The 23,864-nt window shown below is 72.6% G+C and carries 23 protein-coding genes; 12 read left to right on the top strand and 11 right to left on the bottom strand.

The window, feature by feature from the left end:
* From NE235_RS32580 to NE235_RS32595, 4 genes are all read right to left on the bottom strand, one after another.
* The coding region (locus tag NE235_RS32580; protein WP_252809854.1) for a response regulator at positions 1 to 674 on the bottom strand (674 nt) is incomplete at its 3' end.
* Complete coding sequence (locus tag NE235_RS32585; RefSeq protein ID WP_252809855.1) at positions 671 to 2,176, bottom strand: sensor histidine kinase; 1,506 nt, start codon at positions 2,174 to 2,176, stop codon at positions 671 to 673. The genes NE235_RS32585 and NE235_RS32580, both read right to left, overlap by 4 nt.
* A gap of 454 nt (positions 2,177 to 2,630) precedes the next feature.
* On the bottom strand, positions 2,631 to 3,101 hold the full coding sequence (locus NE235_RS32590; protein ID WP_252809858.1) for a carboxymuconolactone decarboxylase family protein: 471 nt from the start codon (positions 3,099 to 3,101) through the stop codon (positions 2,631 to 2,633).
* A gap of 129 nt (positions 3,102 to 3,230) precedes the next feature.
* On the bottom strand, positions 3,231 to 3,569 hold the full coding sequence (locus NE235_RS32595; protein ID WP_252809859.1) for a MerR family DNA-binding transcriptional regulator: 339 nt from the start codon (positions 3,567 to 3,569) through the stop codon (positions 3,231 to 3,233).
* 109 nt (positions 3,570 to 3,678) lie between these two features.
* Between NE235_RS32595 and ahcY (NE235_RS32600) the strand changes: the two genes are divergently transcribed.
* The 5 genes from ahcY (NE235_RS32600) to NE235_RS32620 all read left to right on the top strand — a co-directional run bounded on the left by ahcY (NE235_RS32600) (position 3,679) and on the right by NE235_RS32620 (position 8,162).
* Positions 3,679 to 5,106, top strand: coding sequence for an adenosylhomocysteinase (gene ahcY, locus NE235_RS32600; protein WP_252809861.1), 1,428 nt, complete (start codon positions 3,679 to 3,681; stop codon positions 5,104 to 5,106).
* A gap of 13 nt (positions 5,107 to 5,119) precedes the next feature.
* A complete protein-coding gene (gene ahcY, locus NE235_RS32605) occupies positions 5,120 to 6,373 on the top strand; it encodes an adenosylhomocysteinase (protein ID WP_252809863.1) in 1,254 nt (417 codons plus the stop codon).
* A gap of 139 nt (positions 6,374 to 6,512) precedes the next feature.
* Positions 6,513 to 7,076, top strand: a complete 564-nt coding sequence (locus NE235_RS32610) for a hemerythrin domain-containing protein (RefSeq protein ID WP_252809866.1) — start codon at positions 6,513 to 6,515, stop codon at positions 7,074 to 7,076.
* Between the two features lie 70 nt (positions 7,077 to 7,146).
* Positions 7,147 to 7,707, top strand: coding sequence for a hypothetical protein (locus NE235_RS32615; protein ID WP_252809868.1), 561 nt, complete (start codon positions 7,147 to 7,149; stop codon positions 7,705 to 7,707).
* 44 nt (positions 7,708 to 7,751) lie between these two features.
* Positions 7,752 to 8,162 (top strand): hypothetical protein, encoded by a 411-nt coding sequence (locus NE235_RS32620; RefSeq protein ID WP_252809870.1) that lies wholly within the window; start codon positions 7,752 to 7,754, stop codon positions 8,160 to 8,162.
* Here NE235_RS32620 and NE235_RS32625 read toward each other — a convergent pair.
* A complete protein-coding gene (locus NE235_RS32625; RefSeq protein WP_252809872.1) occupies positions 8,149 to 9,144 on the bottom strand; it encodes an RDD family protein in 996 nt (331 codons plus the stop codon). The genes NE235_RS32620 and NE235_RS32625 overlap by 14 nt on opposite strands.
* Before the next feature lie 67 nt (positions 9,145 to 9,211).
* On the opposite strand from NE235_RS32625, the gene NE235_RS32630 reads away from it, so the two are divergent.
* The gene (locus NE235_RS32630) at positions 9,212 to 10,210 is read left to right on the top strand and encodes a stage II sporulation protein M (RefSeq protein ID WP_252809874.1); all 999 of its coding nucleotides are present in this window, start codon (positions 9,212 to 9,214) and stop codon (positions 10,208 to 10,210) included.
* An 89-nt stretch (positions 10,211 to 10,299) separates the two neighbouring features.
* Here NE235_RS32630 and NE235_RS32635 read toward each other — a convergent pair whose 3' ends face one another.
* From NE235_RS32635 to NE235_RS32660, 6 genes are all read right to left on the bottom strand, one after another.
* Complete coding sequence (locus NE235_RS32635; RefSeq protein WP_252809876.1) at positions 10,300 to 10,866, bottom strand: Uma2 family endonuclease; 567 nt, start codon at positions 10,864 to 10,866, stop codon at positions 10,300 to 10,302.
* A gap of 81 nt (positions 10,867 to 10,947) precedes the next feature.
* Complete coding sequence (locus NE235_RS32640; protein ID WP_252809878.1) at positions 10,948 to 12,240, bottom strand: DUF58 domain-containing protein; 1,293 nt, start codon at positions 12,238 to 12,240, stop codon at positions 10,948 to 10,950.
* Between the two features lie 13 nt (positions 12,241 to 12,253).
* Complete coding sequence (locus NE235_RS32645; protein ID WP_252809880.1) at positions 12,254 to 13,231, bottom strand: AAA family ATPase; 978 nt, start codon at positions 13,229 to 13,231, stop codon at positions 12,254 to 12,256.
* Positions 13,228 to 14,415, bottom strand: a complete 1,188-nt coding sequence (locus NE235_RS32650; RefSeq protein WP_252809882.1) for a DUF4350 domain-containing protein — start codon at positions 14,413 to 14,415, stop codon at positions 13,228 to 13,230. Before NE235_RS32650 ends, NE235_RS32645 begins: the two co-directional genes overlap by 4 nt.
* Positions 14,416 to 14,547: 132 nt before the next feature.
* Positions 14,548 to 15,201 (bottom strand): DUF4129 domain-containing protein, encoded by a 654-nt coding sequence (locus NE235_RS32655; RefSeq protein WP_252809884.1) that lies wholly within the window; start codon positions 15,199 to 15,201, stop codon positions 14,548 to 14,550.
* Entirely contained in the window at positions 15,198 to 16,334 is a 1,137-nt protein-coding gene (locus NE235_RS32660; RefSeq protein ID WP_252809886.1) for a hypothetical protein, read from the bottom strand. Before NE235_RS32660 ends, NE235_RS32655 begins: the two co-directional genes overlap by 4 nt.
* Before the next feature lie 158 nt (positions 16,335 to 16,492).
* Here NE235_RS32660 and mtnA point away from each other — a divergent pair, with 158 nt between their 5' ends.
* The 6 genes from mtnA to hpf all read left to right on the top strand — a co-directional run bounded on the left by mtnA (position 16,493) and on the right by hpf (position 23,792).
* Positions 16,493 to 17,512 carry an S-methyl-5-thioribose-1-phosphate isomerase gene (gene mtnA / locus NE235_RS32665; RefSeq protein ID WP_252809888.1) on the top strand — a complete coding sequence of 340 codons (1,020 nt, stop codon included), beginning with the start codon at positions 16,493 to 16,495 and terminating at the stop codon, positions 17,510 to 17,512.
* On the top strand, positions 17,509 to 18,186 hold the full coding sequence (gene mtrA, locus NE235_RS32670; RefSeq protein WP_252809890.1) for an MtrAB system response regulator MtrA: 678 nt from the start codon (positions 17,509 to 17,511) through the stop codon (positions 18,184 to 18,186). The genes mtnA and mtrA overlap by 4 nt, the downstream gene beginning before the upstream one ends.
* Before the next feature lie 30 nt (positions 18,187 to 18,216).
* Positions 18,217 to 19,866 (top strand): MtrAB system histidine kinase MtrB, encoded by a 1,650-nt coding sequence (gene mtrB / locus NE235_RS32675; RefSeq protein ID WP_252809897.1) that lies wholly within the window; start codon positions 18,217 to 18,219, stop codon positions 19,864 to 19,866.
* Positions 19,863 to 21,596, top strand: coding sequence for an LpqB family beta-propeller domain-containing protein (locus NE235_RS32680; protein ID WP_252809898.1), 1,734 nt, complete (start codon positions 19,863 to 19,865; stop codon positions 21,594 to 21,596). Before mtrB ends, NE235_RS32680 begins: the two co-directional genes overlap by 4 nt.
* 183 nt (positions 21,597 to 21,779) lie before the next feature.
* Positions 21,780 to 22,493 (top strand): ComF family protein, encoded by a 714-nt coding sequence (locus NE235_RS32685; RefSeq protein ID WP_252809900.1) that lies wholly within the window; start codon positions 21,780 to 21,782, stop codon positions 22,491 to 22,493.
* A gap of 618 nt (positions 22,494 to 23,111) precedes the next feature.
* Complete coding sequence (gene hpf / locus NE235_RS32690) at positions 23,112 to 23,792, top strand: ribosome hibernation-promoting factor, HPF/YfiA family (protein WP_252809908.1); 681 nt, start codon at positions 23,112 to 23,114, stop codon at positions 23,790 to 23,792.
* Positions 23,793 to 23,864 lie beyond the last annotated feature (72 nt).

Here is a 23,864-nt window from a genome sequence, read left to right on the forward strand (position 1 = left end):
GCCCCCCCCGCCCCGCCGCCCGGGGTGACCAGACCGGACTCGTAGGCCAGGACGACGGCCTGGGCGCGGTCGCGCAGGCCGAGCTTGGTGAACACCCGGGCCACGTGCGTCTTCACCGTGTGCTCGCTCACCACGAGACGGGCGGCGATCTCGGAGTTGGACAGACCCCCGGCGATCAGCTGGAGGACCTCGGTCTCCCGGGCGGTCAGCGTCGCCAGCGCGGGGACGGGCGTCGGCCGGTCCCGGCGCTGGCGCGCGAACTCCCGGATCAGCCGCCCCGTCACCTGCGGGGCCAGGAGCGCGTCGCCCCGGGCGACCACGCGGACCGCGGCCACGAGGTCATCGGCGGTCGAGTCCTTCAGCAGGAAGCCGCTCGCCCCGGCGGACAGCGCCTCGTAGACGTACTCGTCCACGTCGAACGTCGTCAGCACGAGCACGCGCGTCGACGCGCCCGCCGGGTCGGCGAGGATGCGCCGGGTCGCGTCGATGCCGTCCATCTTCGGCATCCTGATGTCCATCAGGACGACGTCGGGCCGGTGGGACGCGGCGAGCCTCACGGCCTCCTGCCCGTCACCGCACTGCCCGACGACGTCGATGTCCGGCTGGGCGGCCAGGAGGGCGGCGAAACCGGCCCGGACGATCGTCTGGTCGTCGACGATCAGCACTCGGATCACGATCGACGATTCTGGCCTACCGGAAGCTCCGCCTGCACCGCGAATCCGCCTTCCGGCCGCGGCCCGGCCGCGAACCGGCCGCCGAGCATCGTGGCCCGCTCCCGCATGCCGACGAGGCCGTGGCCCATCACCTTCGTACGGCCGTCGGTGTTGACCGTCGTCGTGGGCGGGACCGTCGCGCCGTCGTCGGTGACGCGGACGGCGAGCCGGTCGCCCTGGTATTCCAGTTCGACGTTCACCCGGGAGCCGGGCGCGTGCCGTCGCGCGTTCGTCAGGGCCTCCTGCACGATGCGGTACGCCGACAGCTCGATCGTGGTGGATAGGGGCCGGGCGCTGCCGCGCACGGTCAGCCGCGCGTCGCCGCCCGCGCCGCGGTGGGAGTCGATGAGCTCGTTCAGGCGGTCCAGCCGCGGCTGCGGCGTCACCTCCGGCTCGGCGCCGGGCTCGGCGCGCAGCACGGTGAGGAGGCGGCGCATCTCCTCCAGGGCCTCCCGCGCGGCGCCCGCGATCTCACCGAAGCCCTTCTTGGCCTCGGGGGACAGGTCCCGCATGGTGTACGGGGCCGTCTCCGCCTGCACGGCGATCATCGAGACCGAGTGCGCGACCACGTCGTGGAGCTCCCGGGCGATGCGGGCGCGCTCCCGCAGGACGGCCTGCTCGCGCTGGGCGGCGTTGAGCCGGGTGAGGGTCTCGCTGCTGCGCTCCCGCTCCTCGTCCACGCTGGCCTCGGCGGTCTCCACCGTACGGCGGGCGTCGCCCAGGCCGATGGCGGCGATGACGGCCGTGAACCCGGCCAGCCACGGGATGTCGTCCAGGCTGCCGGAGGCGAGGTAGACCACGCCGACGGCGACGACGCTGCACACGCCGAGCACGCCCGTGGACTGGCGGGGGAGCTGCTGGGCGAGGATGTACAGCGTGTAGAGCCCGGCGAAGGCCGTCGTGAGCAGGACCTGCTGCCCGGACAGCAGGCTCGCCGCGAGCGCGCCCAGCACGATCGCCGACGCGGGGCGCAGCGACTCCCGGCGGAACATCAGCGGCAGCGTCGCCGCCAGCGCGAACGCGCCGGACAGGCTCACGACCCGCAGATGGTGCAGGGGCAGCTCGATCAGGGCCGCCACGGCGAGGATCGCCCCGGTCACCGGGCCGTACGCCCACGACTCCCCGAACCGGCGCCAGGCGTGCACCCAGCGCAGCAGCGGCGGCGTCTTGGGCGGCCTGGGCGGCGGGGCGGGGGCTCCGGCCGGATAAGGCGGCTGCCGGGTGAAGAGCGTGCCGTCGGGCGTGGCGTACGGGGGCGGTCCGCCGTACGGCGGAGACGCCGGAGGCGGAGTGCTCCGGCCGTACAGGGCGGCGACGAGGCGGTTGGTGATCGGGCGCAGGAGCCGGCCGATCCCGGTGAGGATCCACAGAAGGACCTGACCCACCGCGGTGACGACCTGGGCGGCCACGCGCCACGCCGCCGGTCCGGCCTCGTGGAGGAAGTCAGGCTTGTCGCTGGTCACTCTTTACTATCGCCCCTCCCCGGGGGTGTTCGCCTCACCGCAGGGAGCGATTTCGTCTCGGCCGTCAGTCCCCCGATGTCCACCTCTGGGACGATCTCGGATCCATCCTTGCGGGGGACGACCCGCCGCGATCCGCGGCGTACCTTTGCATTGTGACGGGGCGCCGGCGTCCTCGCACTAGGGGGTCCGAGGTCGCCGGCGCCCGGGTCGGGTCATCCGGATCTCGGGGGTTCGGATGGCACGGCCGACGTCCCTCGCCGAGGTGGCCGCAGTCCGTCCGGGTCTCCCGCGGGTATGTCCCGTGGACGGCCGGTCGGGGCGACCATGGGCTGGGGAAGGCCCCGATCCGGCCTCCTCGGCGAGGGCTGCACACGATGGCCCGCCGATCACCCCGGCGGACGCGCCGGCGGCGGGCCTGTGCGGTGTGTCCGCGCGGCCCGCCGCGAAGCGATGATCATCCCCACTGGCCGGGCTCGTAGTCGCCGGCGGGCTGCTGGGTGATGGCGTTCATGCGGTTGTAGGTGTTGATGAGGGCGATGAGCGACACCAGGGCGGCGAGCTGCTCCTCGTCGTAGTGCTTGGCGGCGTTCGCCCAGGCATCGTCGGTGACGCCACCGGCGTCGGCGAGGCGGGTGCCCTGCTCGGTGAGTTCCAGCGCGGCCCGCTCGGCCTCGGTGAAGACCTTCGCGTCCCGCCAGGCCGCGATCAGGTTGAGGCGCAGCGAGGTCTCCCCGGCGTGCGCGGCGTCCTTGGTGTGCATGTCGAGGCAGACCCCGCAGCCGTTGATCTGGCTGGCGCGGATCTTCACCAGCTCCTGCGTGGTCGCGGGCAGGCTCGAATCGGTGATGACCTTGCCGGCCGAGTTGATGTACTTGGCGAACTTCGCCGCGACGGGGCTGCCATAGAAGTTGAGCCGGGCTTCCATCGTGATCTCCTTGCCGTGTCCGTGCTGTCACCTCATTGACGGGACGGCCCGGCGGAATGTGACATCGGTGCCGCGCCGCCGGCGGATCAGATCACGGCGGCGCGGCAGCGGATCACGGCGGCGGGGGCCTCAGGGCCGGCCGCGGAGGAGGCGCAGCGCCTTCTCCTTCTCGAAGTCCAGGGCGCGCGCCGGAGGCGCCGACAGCCGGCCGACCCGTTCGCCGAGCTCTCGTACGTCCGCGCGCACCTCCGGGTCGGCCAGCACGCGCAGCCCGAACGCCAGCTCCGCCGGGCTGATGTCGTACCTGCGTTCCAGCGCCAGCGCGAGCGCCACGGCGCGCAGCTCGTCCTCGCCGAAGCGGCGATGGCCCTGGCGTTCGCGGGTCGGCGGGAGGAGACCGAGGGTCTCGCGGTAGCGGAGCATCCGGGGGGACGTGCCGAGGCGCCGGGCGGCCTCCGTGATACGCATGCGCCCTATTCTGACAAATCAGTGTCAGATACGGTGCCCGGCTCGTGCGATCCCCGACCGGCCCCGCCTAGACTCGCTGATGACATCGATCCCAGGGAGCAAACGAACCATGGACTACAAGGTCGCCGACCTGTCGCTGGCGGCGTTCGGCCGCAAGGAGATCCAGCTCGCCGAGCACGAGATGCCGGGTCTCATGGCCGTACGCGAGGAGTACGCCAAGGACCAGCCGCTGCGCGGTGCGAAGATCATGGGCTCGCTGCACATGACCATTCAGACCGCCGTGCTGATCGAGACGCTGGTCGCGCTCGGCGCCGAGGTCCGCTGGGTGAGCTGCAACATCTTCTCCACCCAGGACCACGCCGCCGCCGCGGTGGTCGTCGGCCCGAACGGCACCCCGGAGAACCCGCAGGGCGTCCCGGTGTTCGCCTGGAAGGGCGAGACGCTGGAGGAGTACTGGTGGTGCACCGAGCAGGCGCTCACCTGGCCCGGTGGTGACGGCCCGAACATGATCCTCGACGACGGCGGCGACGCCACGCTCCTCGTCCACAAGGGCGCCGAGTACGAGAAGGCCGGCGCCGTGCCGTCGGCCGCCGAGGACGACGCCGAGGAGTGGAAGGTCATCCTCGACCTGCTGCACCGTACGGTCGACGGCTCCGGCCGGTGGACCGCGATCGCCGAGCGCATCAAGGGCGTGACCGAGGAGACCACCACCGGCGTGCACCGCCTTTACGAGATGCACAAGAACGGCGCGCTGCTCTTCCCGGCGATCAACGTCAACGACTCGGTCACCAAGTCCAAGTTCGACAACAAGTACGGCTGCCGGCACAGCGTCATCGACGGCCTCAACCGCGCCACCGACGTGCTGATCGGCGGCAAGGTCGCCGTCGTCTGCGGTTACGGCGACGTCGGCAAGGGCTGCGCCGACGCGTTGCGCGGCCAGGGCGCCCGCGTCATCGTCACCGAGATCGACCCGATCTGCGCGCTGCAGGCCGCGATGGACGGCTTCCAGGTCACCACGCTCGAGGACGTCGTCGACATCGCCGACATCTTCGTCACGACCACCGGCAACTTCAACATCATCCGCGCCGACCACATGGAGCGGATGAAGCACCAGGCGATCGTCTCCAACATCGGCCACTTCGACAACGAGATCGACATGGCCGGCCTGGCGAAGATCCCCGGCATCGTGAAGGAGGAGGTCAAGCCGCAGGTCCACACCTGGACCTTCCCCGACGGCCACTCCATCATCGTGCTCGCCGAGGGCCGGCTGATGAACCTCGGCTGCGCCACCGGCCACCCGAGCTTCGTGATGTCGAACTCCTTCACCAACCAGGTGATCGCGCAGATCGAGCTGTTCACCCGCACGGAGAACTACCCGGTCGGCGTGTACACCCTGCCGAAGCACCTCGACGAGAAGGTCGCCCGCCTGCACCTCGACGCGCTCGGCGTCAAGCTGACCAAGCTCACCAAGGAGCAGGCCGCCTACATCGGCGTCGACGTCGAGGGCCCCTACAAGTCGGACCACTACCGCTACTGAGGTCGACCCTGTCGTGACGTACGACATCGCGGACCCCGGGCTCGCCGAGTCCGGGGTCCGGCGCATCGAGTGGGCCGACCGGTCCATGCCCGTGCTGCGGCGCATCCGCGAGCGCTTCGCCGCCGAGCGTCCCCTGGACGGCCTGCGGGTCGCGGCGTGCATGCACGTCACCACGGAGACCGCCAACCTGATCCGCACCCTCCAGGCCGGCGGCGCCGAGGTGGCCCTCGCCGCCTCGAACCCACTGTCCACCCAGGACGACACCGCCGCCGCGCTGGTCCACGAGTACGGCGCCGCGGTGTTCGCCCGGCAGGGGATCGACCGCGACGGGTACTACCGGCACATCCACCAGGCGCTCCAGATCGCCCCCGACCTCGTCCTCGACGACGGCTGTGACCTGGTCAACATCCTGCACACCGAGCGCCTCGACCTGCTCGACGGCGTACGCGGCGGCTGCGAGGAGACCACGACCGGCGTCATCCGCCTGCACCAGATGGCCCGCGAGGGCGCGCTGCGCTTCCCGATGGTCGCGGTCAACGACACCGACACCAAGCACATGTTCGACAACCGGTACGGCACCGGCCAGTCGACCCTCGACGGCATCGTCCGCGCCACCAACACGCTCCTGGCCGGGAAGACGATCGTCATCGCCGGGTTCGGCTACTGCGGCCGCGGCCTGGCCGAACGCGCCCGCGGCATGGGCGGCCGCGTCGTCGTCACCGAGATCGACCCGGTGAAGGCCCTCGACGCGGTCCTGCAGGGCTACCGCGTCCTGCCGATGGCCCAGGCCGCCGAGCACGGCGACGTCTTCATCACCGTCACCGGCAACCGGGACGTCATCCGCGGCGAGCACCTCGCCCGGATGAAGGACGGCGCGATCCTCGCCAACTCCGGCCACTTCGACGTGGAGATCGACGTACGGGCGCTGGCCGACCTCGCCGTGGACGTCCACCGCGGCGTGCGCCCGCAGGCCGACGAGTACGTCCTCGCCGACGGCCGCCGGCTCGTCCTGCTCGCCGAGGGCCGCCTGGTCAACCTCGCCGCCGCCGAGGGCCACCCGGCGGCCGTCATGGACATGTCCTTCGCCGACCAGGCGCTCACCTGCGGGTGGCTCGTCGGTCAGACCCTGCTCCCCGGGGTGTACGACGTCCCGAAGGAGATCGACACCGAGGTCGCCGGCCTCAAACTCGCCTCCATGGACGTCGAGCTCGACGCCCTGACCCCCGGTCAGGAGGAGTATCTGTCCTCCTGGCGCCAGGGCTCCTGAGGCGTCCATCGCGGTACGCCGGTGTCCGCCGCCGGCGGCGAAGCGGCCGGCTCCGCCGCCGGACCTCGGCGCGGGCCTGCCCGGGGGAAGTTTCGCAGCCCCTGACCGGGGCAGAGCGGTGGCGACTCCGGGGGCCGGAATGGACGAGCCAGAAGACCTGATCAGTGTGCTGATAGAGGAGCACCGCGACCTGTGGCAACTGGGCACCGAGCTGAGTTGCCTGAGCCCGTCCGAGCCGTTGGCGCACGCGCTGGGCGAGTTGATGACCGCCGAGCTGGTGCGGCACATCGTCGCCGAGGAGTCCTTCGTCTATCCGGTGGCCCGGACGCACCTGCCCCAGGGGGACCTGGTCGTCGAGCAGGAGATCGCCGCGCACGCGAAGCTCGAACAGATGATGCGGGAGCTGGAGCGGCCCGGTCTGACCCGCGCCGAGTTCGACGCCCTCCATGTGCGCATGCCCGCCGAGGCGCGCCGGCACATGCAGACCGAGGAAGAGTGGCTCTTCCCGCTGCTGGCCGAGCGTCTGAGCGCGGAGGAGCTCCTCGCCCTCGGGCGGAAGGCGATCGAGGCCAAGGAGAAGGCGTCGATCCGGCAGCGGCTCGCGGAACCGGAGGGTTCCCTGCTGAACAGGATCGTCGCCTCCGGGACGACTCTGGTCGATCGCGTCCGCGCCTACCTGCAGGACACCGGTTACGCCTCCTGACCGTGCCGCTCACCGGCCCGTGCCGGGTGCGCTCGATCGGGACCTGGTGCCGATCGCGTAGATTCTCAGCATGCCGCGCGGTACGTACGTCCATGAGCCCGGCGTCGAGGAGCGGTTCGCCTGCGACCTGGACGGCGGCGGGTGGCGTTACTCCGCCGAGCGGTCCGACGGCGGCACGATCGAGCTGGTCGCCGACAGCCGGTGGCGGCCCGCCCGGCTGCAGGTGACCGCGGGGGAGCACGTCCTGCGGGGCGGCGCCGCCGGGGCCGAGCTCCTGTGGGTGACCGCCGGGCGGCAGCACGCCGCGCGGGCCACCGGGTTCCTCGGCGAGTCCCCGGGCCTGCTGGTCGCCGTGGCCCGGTCGCTGCGCCTGGCCGAGGGCGAGCGCGCCGACGTGCGCGTCCTGCTCGTCACCACGCCGTCGCTCGCGGTCCGTACGGTGCCGCGGCGCTGGGCCCTCGCCGAGATCGCCTGGCACGACGCCGACGGGGAGCGCGTCCCGGTCGAGCGGTACGAGGTCACCGACCTGGAGACCGGAGAGGTCTCGGAGTTCCACCTGGCCGGCGACGTCGTCGTGGCTGCTCCCGGTATCGAACTGGTCAACCTTGAGAATCCCCCGAACTTTTCCTAGGAATCTCTGACAACCTCGGGAGCGTGTGCGCTGTCATAAGGATCATGATGCGTGTGTTCGTCAGCGCCGGTGTGGTGGGGCTTCTCAGCGGCGGGCTGGTCGTGGCGTCCGGAGGGTCGGCGATGGCCAAGTCCGATCTCGGCCTCAGGGCCGCGCGTAACGTGATCCATCGAGGTCAGACCGTGCACCTGGCGGGATTCGCCGGGGATGACGCGGGGCTGCGCGAGAGCCGGTTCTGCCTGCAGGTGCGGGACGCCGGGCACTGGAGCCAGGTCGGCAAGTGCGTGTCGCCGTACCGCGTCGACGGCTGGACCGCCGACTTCGGATTCGACACCCGCCTGCTCACGCGCGGCAGGTACTCCTTCCGCGCCGTCGGCGTGAGCCCGCGTCACAAGAAGCACAAGGCGCACCGGACGTACGGGCCGTCCCCGACGGTCCGCGTCACCGTGCGCTGAATCCGTCCCCGGGCCGGCCCGCGGGCGGGAGGAACCGCGGCGGGTTCGCGGTGCCCGGTGCGCCGCCGAGCCACTCCGGGACGGGCACGGGACCGCCACCGTACGACGGGGGTACCGGCGGCGGCCCGCCCACCGGGATGACGGCCGGGCCGCCGGGCCGGCCCGCGCCGGGCGGGAGGCTCACCGCGAGCGGCAGTCCGCGCCGGGCGATCGCGGCCCGCCGCGCGGCGCGCTCGGCCAGCCGGCGCTCCTCACGGTGTCGGCGTTCGGCCAGCACGGCCGACAGGTAGATCTCCGGCCGGAAGCCCATCGGCGGCGGCGGGCTGACGTACGTCAGCACCTCGTCCATGAGCCGTCGTCCCATCTCGTCCCGGACGAGCGGCGCGAGCTCCCAGAACCGCGTGAGGTACTGCCGTGCCGCCAGCGCGGTGGTGTCCGGCAGCCGCGACAGCTCCAGGGACGCCGCCCAGGGCGCGAGCTGCGGCGGCATGATCGCGACAGGGCCGAACATGACGCTTACCGGAACCCGGTCCTGAATCACGATCGTGCCCGCGAAGATGTCGCCGAGCCGCTTCCCGCGCCGGCTCAGGAGGGACGCGATCAGCGCCGGAGAGCCCGCCAGCATCCAGAACTCGACGAACCCGGCCAGGGCCCGTACCAGCGCCTGCCGGAACCGCTCCGGGCCGCCGTCGTCCGCGACCACCCGCAGCCCGAGGGCGAGCTTGCCGAGCGTACGGCCCCGGGTGAGCGTCTCGGTGATCGTCGGGTAGCCGACCAGGACGCCGACGAGCGCGAGGATCGACAGCCCGACCGTGACCGCGGAGTCCGACACGCGCGCGGACAGGCTGATGAAGATCAGGCAGAAGTAGAGCACCATCACCTGCAGCAGCACGTCGATGAGCAGGGCCAGCGCGCGGCTGGCCAGCCGCGCGACCCGGATGTCGAGTGCGACGGCCTCACCTGTGACGAGTTCGACGGGCACACTGCCCCTTCCGGTCGCGGATCCGTTCGAGCCTGGAGATTCCCATTGAACGGTAGTCTGCCGGGTTGTGGACGTCGACGCCTTCGTGGCCGCGCACAACGCCGAGTGGCGGCGCCTCGAGCAGCTCGTCAACCGCGGCACGCGCAAGCTGAGCGGCGCGGAGATCGACGAGTTGGTCGAGCTCTACCAGCGGGCGGCCACCCACCTGTCGGTGGTGCGCTCCAGCTCCCCTGAGCCCGCCCTCGTCGGCCGCCTGTCCGGGCTGGTCGCGCGGGGCCGGGCGGCGGTGACCGGTGCGCAGGCCCCCATGTGGCGGGACGCCGCGCGCTTCCTCACCGTGGCGTTCCCGGTGACCGCCTATCGCATGCGCTGGTGGTGGCTGGGATCGGCGGTGCTGTCCAACATCGTCTCCCTGATCCTCGCGGTGTGGATCGCCCGCAACCCGCAGGTGCAGACCTCGCTGCTGTCCCCTGAGCAGATCAAGCAGCTCGTCGACCACGACTTCGCCAACTACTACACCGAGCACGCCGCCGGTGCGTTCGCGTTCCACGTGTGGATCAACAACGTCTGGGTCTCCGCGGAGACGCTGATCTTCGGCATCCTGCTCGGCATCCCGACGATCCTCGCGTTGTTCGCCAACCAGCTGAACCTCGGCGTCTCCGCCGGTCTGATGTTCGCCCACGGCAAGGGCGCCATCTTCTTCGGACTGATCCTGCCGCACGGTCTGCTGGAGCTGACGGCGGTGTACCTCGCGTCTGCGGCGGGGCTGCGGCTCGGCTGGACGGTCATCGACCCGGGTCCGCGCCGGCGGGGACAGGCCCTCGCCGAGGAGGGGCGGGCGGCGATGAGCATCGCCCTCGGCCTCATCGGCGTGCTCGCCGTGTCCGGCGCCATCGAGGGCTTCGTCACCGGCCACGTGCACGTCACGTGGCTGCGCATCGTCATCGGTGTCGTCGCCGAGACCGCCTTCCTGGCGTACGTCATCGTGTTCGGCCGCCGCGCCGCCAGGGCGGGCGAGACCGGCGACGCCGAGCTCGTCCCCGACACCGCCCCGGTCGCCGCCTGACCGGCCCGTAGCCCGCCGGTGATGGAGCCATCGGCCCTCTGCCGAGGATCGTGATCGTGTGAGCGACCAGAATCCTCGGCAGTGGAGGTTCAGCTCAACGCGTCGAGGTCGATGGCGACAGGGAAAGGCTGTTCGGTCTTCAACACACCGGTGTGGGCGCCGGATGAGACGTAACTCTTTGTCGTCGCATTCAGGATGTGGGTATAAGTAACCAATCCAGAATTCTGCTGCTCGATGCGCCAATAATGGGGAATGCCTACTGTGGCGTACTCGGCCGGTTTGTCGAGGCGATCGGCGCTGACGCTGCCCTTGCTCATGATTTCGACCGCCAGCAGAACCTGGTGCGGGCGGACGGGGAGCACGTCCGGGTCGCCGTCGAACACCAGCACGTCCGGCCGGCGGTTGTGCAGCGGAACGTCCGCGAGCCGGAGGTCGACGTCCGTGGTCACCTGCCAGGGAGCCGGTGCGGCCGCCTCCAGGGCGTTGGCGAACAGGCGCGCGATTTTATTGTGCCGCGGGGTCGCGGAGGGCGACACGATAATGCTCCCGTCAACGATCTCAATGCGCCGGCAGATCTCTTCCGGCATCCGATCGTATTCCTCCGCGGTGACGCCTTCCTCCGGAAGGCTCAACATCCATTCCGGCAAAGCCGTCATAATGGCCCTCCTGTTGCCAGGGTCGCTCTCCCTGCTGCTCTCATCTTAGAAGTACCGCGTTGACGGGGCGATCCTTCTGTCTCAGAGGCGGCCGGCGGCCTTGAGGGAGAGGTACGCGTCGGCGAGGGCGGGGGCGATCTCGTCCGGGGGCGCGTCGACGACCTCGACGCCGTACTTGCGGAGTTCGACGGTGACGCGCCGGCGGTCGGCGCGGGCGCGTTCGGCCGCCGCGGCGTCGTAGAGGGCCGCCGAGTCGCCGCGCGCCGCCGCCATCTCGGTCACCCGCGGGTCGCTCACCGCCGCGACGACGACGAGGTGCTTGGCGGTCAGCTGGGGGAGGAGCGGCAGCAGGCCCTCCTCGATCGCGGTCGTGTTGAGGTCGGTCAGCAGCACCACTAGGCACCGCTGCCGGACCCGGGACAGCAGCGCCGAGACCATGCCCGCGGCGTCCGCCTCGATCAGCTCCGGCTCCAGCGGCGCCATCGCCCGCACCATCGCGGTCAGCACCTCGGTACGGGCGGCGCCCTCGACACGGGCGCGGACCCGCCGGTCGTAGGCCAGCAGGTCGACGCGGTCACCGGCGCGGGAGGCCAGCGCGCCGAGCAGCAACGCGGCGTCCATCGAGCAGTCCAGGCGCGGGATGTCGCCGACGCGCCCGGCGGCCGTACGGCCGGTGTCGAGCACGAGGTAGATCCGCCGGTCGCGCTCGGGGCGCCAGGTGCGGACGACGACGTCGGCGCGGCGCGCGGTCGCCCGCCAGTCGATCGAACGGACGTCGTCGCCGTCGACGTACTCCCGCAGCGAGTCGAACTCGGTGCCCTGGCCGCGGATCAGCGCGACGTGCTGCCCGGTGAGCTCCCGCAGCCGCGCGAGCTTGGCGGGCAGGTGACGCCGCGACGGGAACGCGGGCAGGACCCGTACCGTCCAGGGCGCGGCGCGGTTCAGCTGGCGGGCCGCGAGCCCCAGGGGGCCGTACGAGCGGAAGGTGACCGCCACGGCCGCGCGGTCGCCCCGGCGCGTGGGGACGAGCCGGGTCTCGACGCGGCGCCGCTCACCGGGCGGGATCGTCACGGTGACCGTACGCGGCGACGAGCCCGCGCTGGGCGGCCAGGCGTCCCGTAGCCGGGCCCGCAGCGGCCGGGGGCCCGGGTTCTCGACGATCAGGGCGACGGTGGCCTCCTCGCCGAGACGGACGTTCGTGTCGCCCGACCGGTGCAGACGCAGCCGCCGCACGTTGCCCGCCAGCACGAGATCGGCGACGACGAGCGCGGCGAGCACGCCGTCGACGGCGAGCAGCGTCCACCAGCTCGGCACGATCACGAGGACCACCGCCCCGAGGGCGGCCAGCAGCCCCGTACGCCCGGTCAGCGTCATGCCCGGCTCCCGCTCACCGGGGAGCGGGGACGGTGGTGAGGATGCCCTCGAGCACGCCGTCCGTGGTCGCGCCCTCCAGCTCCGCCTCGGGCCGCAGCTGCACGCGGTGCCGCAGCGTCGGCCGGGCGAGTGCCTTCACGTCGTCGGGCCGTACGTAGTCGCGGCCGGACAGCCACGCCCACGCCCGGGCCGTCGCCAGCAGCGCCGTCGCGCCGCGCGGCGACACGCCCAGCTGCAGGGACGGCGACTGCCGCGTAGCGCGGCACAGGTCGACGATGTACCCGCTGACCTTCGGGTCGACGTGGACGCGGCGCACGGCCTCCCGGCCGGCGGCCAGGTCCTCCGGCCCCGCGACGGGCGTGACGCCCGCCGCGCCGAGGTCGCGCGGGTCGAACCCGGAGGCGTGGCGCTGCAGCACCGCGATCTCGTCCTCGCGCGACGGCACCGGAACGTTCAGCTTGACCAGGAACCGGTCGAGCTGCGCCTCCGGCAGCGGGTACGTGCCCTCGTACTCGACGGGGTTCTGGGTGGCGCAGACGACGAAGGGGTCGGGCAGCGGACGGGGCTGCCCCTCCACCGAGACCTGCCGCTCCTCCATCGACTCGAGCAGGGACGCCTGGGTCTTCGGCGGCGTGCGGTTGATCTCGTCGGCGAGCAGCAGGTTCGTGAAGATCGGGCCCTCGCGGAACTCGAACTCCGACGTGCGGTTGTCGTAGACGAGAGAGCCGGTGACGTCACCCGGCATGAGGTCGGGCGTGAACTGCACCCGCTTGAAATCGAGCTTCAGCGCCTGGGCGAGCGTGCGGATCAGGAGCGTCTTGGCGACACCCGGAACGCCCTCGAGCAGCACGTGCCCCCGGCACAGCAGGGCGATGACCAGGCCGGTCACGACGGAGTCCTGGCCGACGACCGCCTTGGCGACCTCGCCGCGCAGTGCGGTCAGCGCCGTGCGGGCGTCCTCGCCCCCGATGTCGTGTGGAGTTTCCGTCAAGAGTTGCGAACCAGCCTTTCCAGGTCGTCGAGGACGCCCGCGAGGCTCACGAGCCCGGCGTCGTCCACTGGGGGAGGACCGTACAGGGCGGCGCCGACCACGGCCTGCTCCTGGCCGGTGTGCGCCGCGACCGCGGCGACGATCTCGGCGGCCATCGCGGGGTCGGAGGCGGCACTGCGCGGCATGCCGAGCAGCGCGGTGAGCCGTTCGAGCGCGCCCGCGCGCAAGGCCTCCGCAGCCCGGTCGGTGGCCCGGCGGGAGCGGTAGAGCCGGGCCCGGCCCTCGACGGCCTCCGCGGAGCGCACGACGACCGGGAGCGGCTCGACCACGACCGGGCCGAGGCGCCGGGACCGCCAGAGCGCGACCAGGACCACGGCGATCACGATCTGCAGCACCGCGAGCTTGACGCCGAACGGGAGGAGCTCGCTGAACGACTTGTGCCCGCCGCTGCCCGGCGCGGGCAGGTCCGGCAGCAGCCAGACGACGCCGGCCCGCCCCTCGATCAGGTTCATGGCCAGCGCGGCGTTGCCGTTTTCGGCCAGGTGCTGGTTCGTGAGCAGGCGGGACGAGCCGAGGACGGTGACCGTCGCGCCGCCCATCGGCAGCTGGACCAGCCCGGCCCCGCCGAGTCCGTCGAAATAGCAGGTGGTGGCCTCACCGGGCGCCTTGTAGGTGGTCGCGCCGAGGAAGTCGGCGTCGCCGGCGTACGCCGCCGCCGGCAGGGTGCAGCCCGGCGCGGGAGTGCTCCACGCGGACCCGGACGCCTCGACGCCCGGGGCCAGCGCGCTCAGCGTCTCGCTGGAGGGGGTGACGAGGAGCCGGTCGCCGGGCGCGCCGCGCAGCGCGGTCAGGTCGGCGGCCACGAGGCGCTCGGAGCGGACGACCACGAGGACGGCGTCGGGCTGGGAGCGCAGGCGCTCGGCGGCGTCGGACGCCGTGTGCGCGACGGTCACGGGCGTGCCGTGCCGCCGCGTGATCTCCACGAGGGCCCGGGCGCCGTCCTGACCCGGCGAGTCCGGGTCGAGGGTCTCCGAGCCGGTGCGCGGGCGCATCAGGGCGAGCAGCACACCGAGGACCAGCAGGGCGAGCACCGCGACGAGGATGCCGCGGGACCGCCGCCAGCGGCGCCGCGCGACCTGCCCCGCGGTGGCCGGCTCACCCGGAGGGGCCTGCACCGCCGTCATGGGGCCTCCTTCGTCGGTCCCATGACCAAGGTGCTGTGCTGATTGATTCCCTCGCTCCGCTCGGTCATGGGGCCTCCTTCGTCGGCCTCATGACCAAGGTGCTGTGCTGATTGATTCCCTCGCTCCGCTCGGTCATGGGACGCCTCCGAGCGGGACCGGGCGCGCGGCGCGCAGGCGGTCGTCGAGGTCGGCGAGCGCCCGGTAGCCGTCGGCGTCGCCCTGCCGTCCGCCGTACCAGACGTCGTCGAACAGGCGTACGCCCGCGGTGAGGGCGTCAGCGTGGTCGGGCAGCGCCGTCCCCGCCTCGGCCGCGAGTTCGTCGGCGGTACGGCCGGGCCGCGGCGGGACGATGGCGCGCTCCTCCAGATCGCGTGCGATGGCGCGGAGGCGTTCGCGGATGGCCTCGGGCCACCGGCCGGCGGCGGCGTGGCGTTCGGCCGTGGCGCGGTGGTCCTCGGCGGTGGTGACCGTCTCGGCGAGCAGGGCCTCGGGCGCGGCGGCGTTGCGGCGCACGCTGCCGATCCGCCACCAGACGGCGGCGACCACCACGGCCAGGATGACGAGCAGGACGACGATACCGAGCCAGCCGCCGCCCGCGCCGCCTCCGACGTCGGTGAACCGGTGGTAGAGGCCGTTGAGCCAGTCCTGGATCCTGAACAGGATCCGCTCGAAGAACGAGGGGTCGTCCTGGTGGTAGACCGGCTTGTTCAGCTCGCGGCGCGCCAGCTCGCGTGCGGGGTCACGGGCGATCGGCGGACCGCCGCCGTACCAGAGCGTCGGCGTCATCGGTGCCATCCCGGGGGCGGGGGCGCCACGAACGACGGGCGCGGCGTCTTCGGCTGGGGGCCGGACCCGGCGGCCGTGAGCGGGCCGGGCAGCCAGGCGGCGAGCGGATCGTCCGCCGGTTCGAGCTGCGACTCCAGGTCGAACGCCTCACGCCGCATGCGCCGGTCGGCGTAGATCAGGGTGATCACTCCCGCGTTGAACGGGTTGACGAGCGTGCCGGCGATGATGCGGCCGACCCCGCCGACCGCGATGACGGCCACGAGCAGCCAGCCGTGCGGCTCCTTGTCGAAGGCGAGGAAGATCTGCTGCGCGATCGCGAACGGCACGGGCAGCACCAGGAACTCGACGAAGATCGTGATGACCAGTGCCAGGGTGAGCACGCCCATCACCCGCCACCAGCGGCCCCGCACGATCTCCGTCGAACGGCGCAGCGCGGCGCGGACGCCCCGGCGCTCGAGGACGGCGATGGGGGTGGCGAGGGCGAACCAGACGTAGCCGACGACCATCAGTCCCAGCGCCAGCGGGATGCCGAGGACGGCCGTGAGGGCCTGGACGCCGGTGGGGGCGTGGACCAGCACCGACGCGACGAGCGGGGCGATGGGGAGCGCGATGGCGAGCAGCACGACCGCGAGGATGGCCGTCGCGGTGCCGGCGAGGCGGCCCTTCACGGCGCGCACGTCACGGCAGGCCTGCCCGAACGAGGTGCCGTGGCCCAGCAGCGTACGGCCCATGACCGGGGCGAGGAGCCCGCTGAGCAGGAGCACGACGTACGCGGTGAGGAACAGCCCGACGAGTGAGGTCATCGACGCCGGGCCGAGCACGCCGACCAGGTCCGCGGGGCTCTCGACGTCGACGTGGAGCCGGCCGCCGAGCACGATGAACTGCGCGGCCGTGAGGATCACCTGGACGATCGACGTGAGGATCGCCGACAGGCCGAGCGCGGCGCGCGGGCTGCGGCGGACGTAGGTGATCGCTCCGTCGAGGAGCTCGGAGACGCCGAGCGGCCGCAGGGGGATCTCGGTCACCGGCGTGTCGTCGGCGACGGGCGGGGGTGCCGGCGGCGGAGCCGCGGCGGCATCGGCGGTTTCGGGCATGGCGGAGCCCGGAGCCGCCCAACCCGGTGCGTCGGTCATCGCCTGCTCCCGCCCGCCGATTACCCGGCCAATCCTGCCATGCGGCGAGAGCGCCGGTGATCGCTCGCCGCGGTCCGCTCGATTCGCGTGCGCCGTGTGGTGGCCGGGGTCGGTCGGGCCCGCTGATCCGGCGCACCCGATGAGGCAGACTGAGGCACGTGGACGTGCTGCGATGGAGCGATCCCCCCGAAGGGCCCGCGCTCCTGTTGCTCGACCAGACCCGGCTGCCGCGTGAGGAGGCCGTTCTGGTCTGCCGGGACGTCCCCGCCGTCGTCAGGGCCGTTCGGGAGCTCGCCGTCCGCGGGGCGCCGCTGCTGGGGATCGCCGCCGGGTACGGCGTCGCGCTGGCCGCCGCGCTCGGCGAGGACGTCGAGGCGGCGGCGCGTGCCCTCGCCGGAGCCCGGCCCACGGCGGTGAACCTCGCGCGAGGCGCCGAGCGGGTCCTGCGGGCACACCGGGAGGGGCGGCCGGCCCTGGCCGAGGCGCACGCGATCGCGGACGAGGAGGCGGCGGCCTCCGCGCGGATGGCGGCGCACGGCCTGGAGCTGGTGCCGGAGGGCGGCCGCGTTCTCACGCACTGCAACACCGGGGCCCTCGCGGCGGGGGGTGACGGGACGGCGCTGGGCGTCGTGATCGCGGCGCACCGCGCCGGGCGGCTCACGATGCTGTGGGTGGACGAGACCCGGCCCCTGCTGCAGGGCGCCCGGCTGACGGCGTACGAGGCGGCGCGGCACGGCCTGCCGCACACCGTGCTGCCGGACGGCGCGGCGGCCTCGCTGTTCGCCGCCGGGGAGGTCGACCTGGTCGTGCTGGGCGCCGACCGCATCGCCCGGGACGGAAGCGTGGCAAACAAGGTAGGGACGTACTCCCTCGCGGTGCTGGCCCGCCATCACGGCGTGCCGTTCGTGGTGGTCGCGCCGACGAGTACCGTCGATCTGGCTACGCGGACGGGCGGCGACATCCCGATCGAGCTACGCGATCCGGGAGAAGTCACCGCGTTCGCCGGACAACCGACGGCACCGCTCGGGAGTCCTGTCTACAATCCGGCCTTCGACGTGACCCCGGGTGACCTGGTGACGGCCATCGTCACCGAACGCGGGGTCATCGCGCCGGTGAACGAGGGTAACCTGGCTGCCCTGGGCGACCCGCCTCCGATAAGCGACGATGAGGGCTCATGAAGGGACGCGTGCTGGTCGTCGACGACGACCTGGCTCTGGCCGAGATGCTCGGCATCGTGCTCCGCGGCGAAGGCTTCGAGCCGTCGTTCGTGCACGACGGTGACAAGGCGCTCGAGGCCTTCCGGGAGACCCGGCCCGACCTCGTGCTGCTGGACCTGATGCTCCCCGGCATCGACGGGATCGACGTCTGCCGTCAGATCCGCGCCGAGTCCGGCGTGCCGATCGTGATGCTGACCGCCAAGAGTGACACGGTCGACGTCGTCCTCGGCCTCGAATCCGGCGCCGACGACTACATCGTCAAGCCGTTCAAGCCGAAGGAGCTGGTGGCGCGGGTCCGCGCCCGGCTCCGCCGTACCGACGACCCGACGCCGGAGCTGCTGCAGATCGGCGACATCTCGATCGACGTGGCGGGCCACTCGGTGAAGCGGGCGGATCGGCACATCCCGCTGACGCTGCTGGAGTTCGACCTGCTCGTCGCGCTGGCCCGCAAGCCGCGCCAGGTCTTCACCCGTGAGGTGCTGCTCGAGCAGGTGTGGGGGTACCGCCACGCCGCCGACACGCGACTGGTGAACGTCCACGTCCAGCGGCTGCGCGCCAAGATCGAGAAGGACCCCGAGCATCCGGAGATCGTCGTCACCGTACGCGGTGTCGGTTACAAGGCCGGGCCGGCGTAACGGCCCCTTCCGACTCCCCCCGAGCAGTCCATGAACAGATGGCCGACGCTGCCGTCGGCGGCCCGCCGAGGCCTGCACCTGATCCGCCGCTACGCCGGAGCGGCGGTGCGCCGGGCCTATGTGAGCTGGCGGCGGTCGCTGCAGGCCCGTGTCGTGACGTCGACCCTCCTCGTGTCCGGTCTCGTCGTCGCGGTCCTCGGCATGTTCCTGATGCAGCAGATCACGACCGCGCTGCTGGAGGCCAAGGAACGCGCGGCGCTCCTCCAGCTCGATGAGGGCGTGGGCGTGGCCCAGGGGCGGCTGGCCACCGCCGGTACCGACAATCCCGACAGCACCAAGAGCACCCTCAACGGCATCGTCACCGCGCTCGCGCACCGGAGCGGGCCGTCGGGCCTGTACGAGGTCATCATCATCGACCGGGACGACCCGGGCAGTGTCGGGTTCAGCTCGAACTGGGTTCGGCTGAAGAGCGTCCCGGCCGTGCTGATGCGGCAGGTCGAGGCGTCGAACGCGAGCAAGCCCTACCGCACCTACGGCACGCTGACCTACGACGACGGCTCCTCGAAGCCGGGGCTGATCGTCGGCAAGAAGGTCAGCCGGTACCAGCTGTACTACCTGTTCCCGCTGACCCAGGAGCGGCAGAGCCTGGGGGTCGTCCAGCAGACGATCCTCGGCGTCGGCGCGGCGCTCGTCCTGCTCCTCGCGGCGATCGCGTCGATCGTCACGCGCCAGGTGGTCATCCCCGTGCGGATGGCGGCCCAGGCGGCCGAGCGCCTGGCGGCGGGCCGCCTCGAGGAGCGGATGCGGGTGCGCGGCGAGGACGACCTGGCCCGGCTCGCGACGTCCTTCAACGACATGGCCGCGAACCTGCAGGAGAAGATCGTTCAGTTGCAGGAGCTGTCGCAGGTGCAGCGGCAGTTCGTCTCCGACGTCTCCCACGAGCTGCGCACGCCGATCACCACGGTCCGGATGGCCGCCGAGGTGCTGTACGAGGCGCGCGCGGACTTCGACCCGATGGCGGCACGCTCGGCCGAGCTGCTGCAGAGCCAGATCGAACGCTTCGAGGGGCTGCTGGCCGACCTCCTTGAGATCAGCCGGTACGACGCCGGCGCGGCGACCCTCGACATCGAGCCGATGGACGTCCGCGAGCTGGTGCTGCGGGCCGTCGGCTACACCGAGGACCTGGCCGAGCGCAAGGGAAGCAAGATCATCCAGCAGCTGCCCGGCGAGGCGACCATGGCGGAGGTGGACCGCCGCCGCGTCGAGCGCATCCTGCGCAACCTCCTGGTCAACGCGATCGAGCATGGCGAGGGCAAGGACATCGTCGTCAGTGTCGCGGCCGACCGGGACGCCGTCGCCATCGCCGTCCGCGACCACGGCTGCGGCCTGCGGCCCGGCGAGGCGAACATGGTGTTCGACCGGTTCTGGCGCGCCGACCCGGCGCGGGCCCGTACGACGGGCGGCACCGGTCTCGGGTTGTCGATCTCGATGGAGGACGCGCAGTTGCACGGCGGCTGGCTGCAGGCGTGGGGCGAGCCCGGCCAGGGCTCGCAGTTCCGGCTGTCGCTGCCCCGGGTGGCGGGGGCGGAGCTGCGCGGGTCGCCGCTGCCGCTGGTGCCGCCGGAGATCGAACTGCAGCGGGCGCCGTACGCCGAGCTGCCACTGGAGGCGGACGCATGAGGCTCCGTCTCCTGACCGTCGCCCTCGCCGCCCTCCTGGCGGGCGGCTGCGTCGGCGTGCCGCAGGGCGGCCGGGTGCTGGGCGGGAACGCCGGCGGGACCGAACAGCCGGCCGACGACCCGTACGTCGGCATCATCCCGGTCGGACCGGAACGCGACTGGGCGCCCACCGAGATCGTCGAGGGGTTCCGCACGGCCTCCTCCAGCTTCGACGGGCCGAACGGCGACCACCAGGTCGCCCGCTCCTACCTCGCCTGCGCGTCCTGCTGGCGGCCGGGCGTCGCCTCGATCGTGTACAGCAGGCTGGATCCGCCGACGTTCGAGGCGGACGGCCCCACCCGGGGGACGGTCACCCTCCAGGGCACCCAGCTCGGCCGGATCGGCGCCGACGGGCAGTACATCGCGGACGCCAGCGACTTCAAGGAAGAGTTCCACGTGCGCCAGGACGCCCAGCGGCAGTGGCGCATCACCGACCTGCCGTCGGAGCTGCTGCTCAGCCGGGACGACGTCACCCGCGCCTTCCGCACCCTCGACCTGTACTTCTTCGCGCCCGACTCCCAGACGCTCGTGCCGAACCCCGTGTTCATCCCGCTGGTGAGCCGGTCCTGGCTCCCGGCGCAGCTGGTGAAGCAGCTGATCGGCGGTCCCACGACCTGGCTCAAGAGCGCCCTCGTACGCTCGGCGTTCCCGGCCGGGACGCGGTTGCGCGGGCTGCGGATCAGCGGGGGCGTGGCCACGGTCGACCTGACCCGGCAGGCCCGCGCCGGTGACCTGAACAACATGTCGATCCAGCTGATGTGGACGCTCCGGCAGCTGCGGGAGGTCCAGCGCATGCAACTGAGGATCGACGGCAAGGTGGTCGACGTCCCGGGCGTGAGCGGGTCCCTGCAGTCGACCCGGGACTGGGCGGCCTACAACCCCAACGGCGGCGGCGAACCGCAGTCCGCGTACGTCCGGCTCGTCGACGGGCACCTCGGCCGGCTGGGCACCGACCGGGGACAGCCCGTGGCCAAACTGCAGACCGGCCACCCTGCGATCTCCTACGACGACCGGCAGGTCGCCTCGCTGAACGACGCGGCGGACACGGTGACCGTCACGGACCTGCTCGGCGGCGCCGTCCGCACGACCCTGCGGGCCACCGCGAAGGGCGGCCGGTTCACGCCGCCCTCCTGGGACTCACGAGGAAACGTCTGGGTCGTCGAGTCGACGGCGACGGGCTCCCAGCTCTGGGTCATCGAGGGCGGCACCCGGCCCGTCACGGTCGACGGCTGGGCGCTGGTCCCCTACCCCGTGAAGGCGCTGCGCGTCTCCCGCGACGGCACGCGCGCCGCGGTCATCGTCAAGGTGGACGGCCGGTGGCAGGTCCAGCTCGGCCGGATCGACCGCGCCCCGTCCGGCGGGCTGCAGGCGGAGGGTTTCATCTCGATCAGCTCGGAGCTGGAGAGCGCCATCGACCTGGCGTGGAGCACCACCGACCACCTCGCCGTCGTCGGCATGACGCAGGGGAACCCGTCGCCGTCGCTGTTCGACGTGCCGGTGAGCGGGGCCCCGATCTCGCCGATGATCGGCCCGGGCGGAGAGATCACCACGATCACGGCCTCGCCCGGCTCGCCGCTGCTCGTCACCCAGCGCCTCTCGGGGGACAAGACGCTGAACGTCTGCCGGCTCAGCGTCCAGTTCGACGAGTGGAAGTGCATCAATGGCACGTCCAACCCCGCCTACCCCGGCTGACGCGCCGCCCGACCCCCGGCCACGGTTCGGCCCCCGGCCACGGTCCGGCTCCCGGCCACGATGCGGCCACCGCCCGCCTACCGGTCACGGTCCGGCCGGCGCGCGGCCGAGCGGTGCCGGCGTCGTCCACAGGTCGTGGAACGGGACTGGCGGCCCGGGGCGCGCCCGGGCAGGCTTCGGACCGTGGGACTTCTCGGCGCGGCCCTCGACCTCCTGCTGCCCCAGCGGTGCGCCGGCTGCGGCCGGGCCGGCGGGCTCCTCTGCCCCGCCTGCGCCGCCCTGTTCGGCGGCCCGGCACGGGTCCGCCCGCCCCGGCCGGCGCCGCCGGGTCTGCCGCGGCCCTGGGCCGTCGCCGCCTACACGGGCGCGGTCCGGCAGGTGATCGTGGCGCACAAGGAGCAGGGGCGCACGGGCCTGGCACGGCCTCTCGGCTCCTGCCTCGCCACGGCCGCGCTGGCCGCCGCGGGGGACGCCGCCGGGGACGCCGCGTGCCCCGTGCTGCTGGTCCCGGTGCCTTCCTCTCCGGCGTCGGTCCGCCGCCGGGGACATGACCCGACGCTGCGCATCGCGCTGGCCGCCGCCCGCGAGGCCGCCCGTTCGGGCGCGGCCGTGTCGGTCGCGCGGATGCTCGCGCACCGGCGGCGGGTCGCCGACCAGGCCGGCCTGACGGCGGTGGCCCGGGCCGCCAACCTCGCGGGCGCGCTCGAGGCCCGGGGCGACGTGCGGGGAGCGCCGGTGGTCTTGGTCGATGACGTGATCACCACCGGGGCGACGCTCGCCGAGGCCGCCCGCGCCCTGCGGTCGGGCGGGGCGCGGGTCCTGGCGGCCGCGGTGGTCGCGGCGACACGCCGGTACGACGACGGCGCGGGGACTGGTGAGTTTGGTCACTTTACGTAGCCGATTACCGGCCGTCCCTCTCGGCGGGCGGCGGTGCCCGAGAGGTCACGGTCGGCGTCCCGTCGTGTCCGAAGTGCGATTTTCACGGCGTCGCGGCGTCGCCGAGGCCCCTGCGGCGGCGCGTTTCGCCCGGTCGGCGGCGGTCGGGCGGATGGTCCGGCGGGCCGAACCGGCGGCCCGAAACGGCCTTCGTTCATGACTATCCGTGGTTTTCTCCGTCACACCCCCCTGACATTCGCCCGGAGAGGGGTTAGCGTTCCTCACATGACACCCGCCCGGGTCCGTGGTTGCGCCGAGCCCCTACCGGCCCGGCAAGCCGATGCCAGCCGCAGGCGAAACGGCCCACGTAAGGCGACTTTTCGTCGACCGATCACGGTGCGGCTTAGAGGTAAGTCCTGCCTCGCCGGGGGATCAGATGTCCTCCGGACCGGGAGAAGGGGAGTAGTGGCGAGAGCGCCGCGAGACCCTCAGCAGGCGGATGTGGGGACGAAGACCAGGTCGGCCGGGCGGGTGTTGTCCCCTAGGGGTCCGGCGACGGAAGGCCGGACCCGAACAATCTACCGAGCCCGGCGTTCCCGTCGCTGACAGGTCAGCGACCGGGGAGAAGGGGGGTCCCCCGTGGAAATCATCGTCAAGGGTCGTCACACGGACGTGAGCGACCGTTTCCGCCGTCACGTGGACAGCAAGCTCACCAAGGTCGAGAAGCTGGACCCTAAGGTCATGCGGATCGACGTCGAGGTCTCCCAGGAGCGCAATCCCCGCCAGTCGGCCCGCCGTGAGCGTGTCGAGCTCACCATCCACTCGCGCGGCCCGGTGATCCGGGCCGAGGCCGCCGCCGACGACCGGGTCGCGGCGCTCGACATGGCCATCGGCAAGCTTGAGGCCCGGCTCCGCCGGGTGTCCGACCGGCGTAAGCCGCACGGCGGCCATGGTGGCCACGGTGGCCACGGGCGCGCCCGCCTCGCGACGGCCCTGGCCCCGGAGCCGGTGGGGACGACCCCCGCCACCTCCATCGTGGAGCCGGCCGCGGAGGAGGCCCGCGCCGCGCGCGAGGAGGCCCGGGAGCGGCCGGAGGCCGAGGAGGGCATCGTTCCCATCCCGATGGAGGGGGAGGGGCCGCTCGTGGTGCGGGAGAAGTCGCACAAGGCCCAGCCCATGACGATCGACCAGGCCCTCTTCGAGATGGAGCTGGTCGGTCACGACTTCTTCCTCTTCCGGGACAAGGACTCCGGTGACGCCAGCGTGGTCTACCGGCGGCGTGGATGGGACTACGGCGTCATTCGCCTCGTCGAAGAGTGACCTCCCGCTTGCGCCGCGCCACCGCCTCGACCACTCTGGACTCGAAAGCGTTCCGCGGTGGGACGCTCAGAC

The sequence above is a fragment of the Actinoallomurus spadix genome (genome assembly GCF_024055725.1).
Taxonomy (GTDB): Bacteria; Actinomycetota; Actinomycetes; order Streptosporangiales; family Streptosporangiaceae; genus Actinoallomurus; species Actinoallomurus spadix.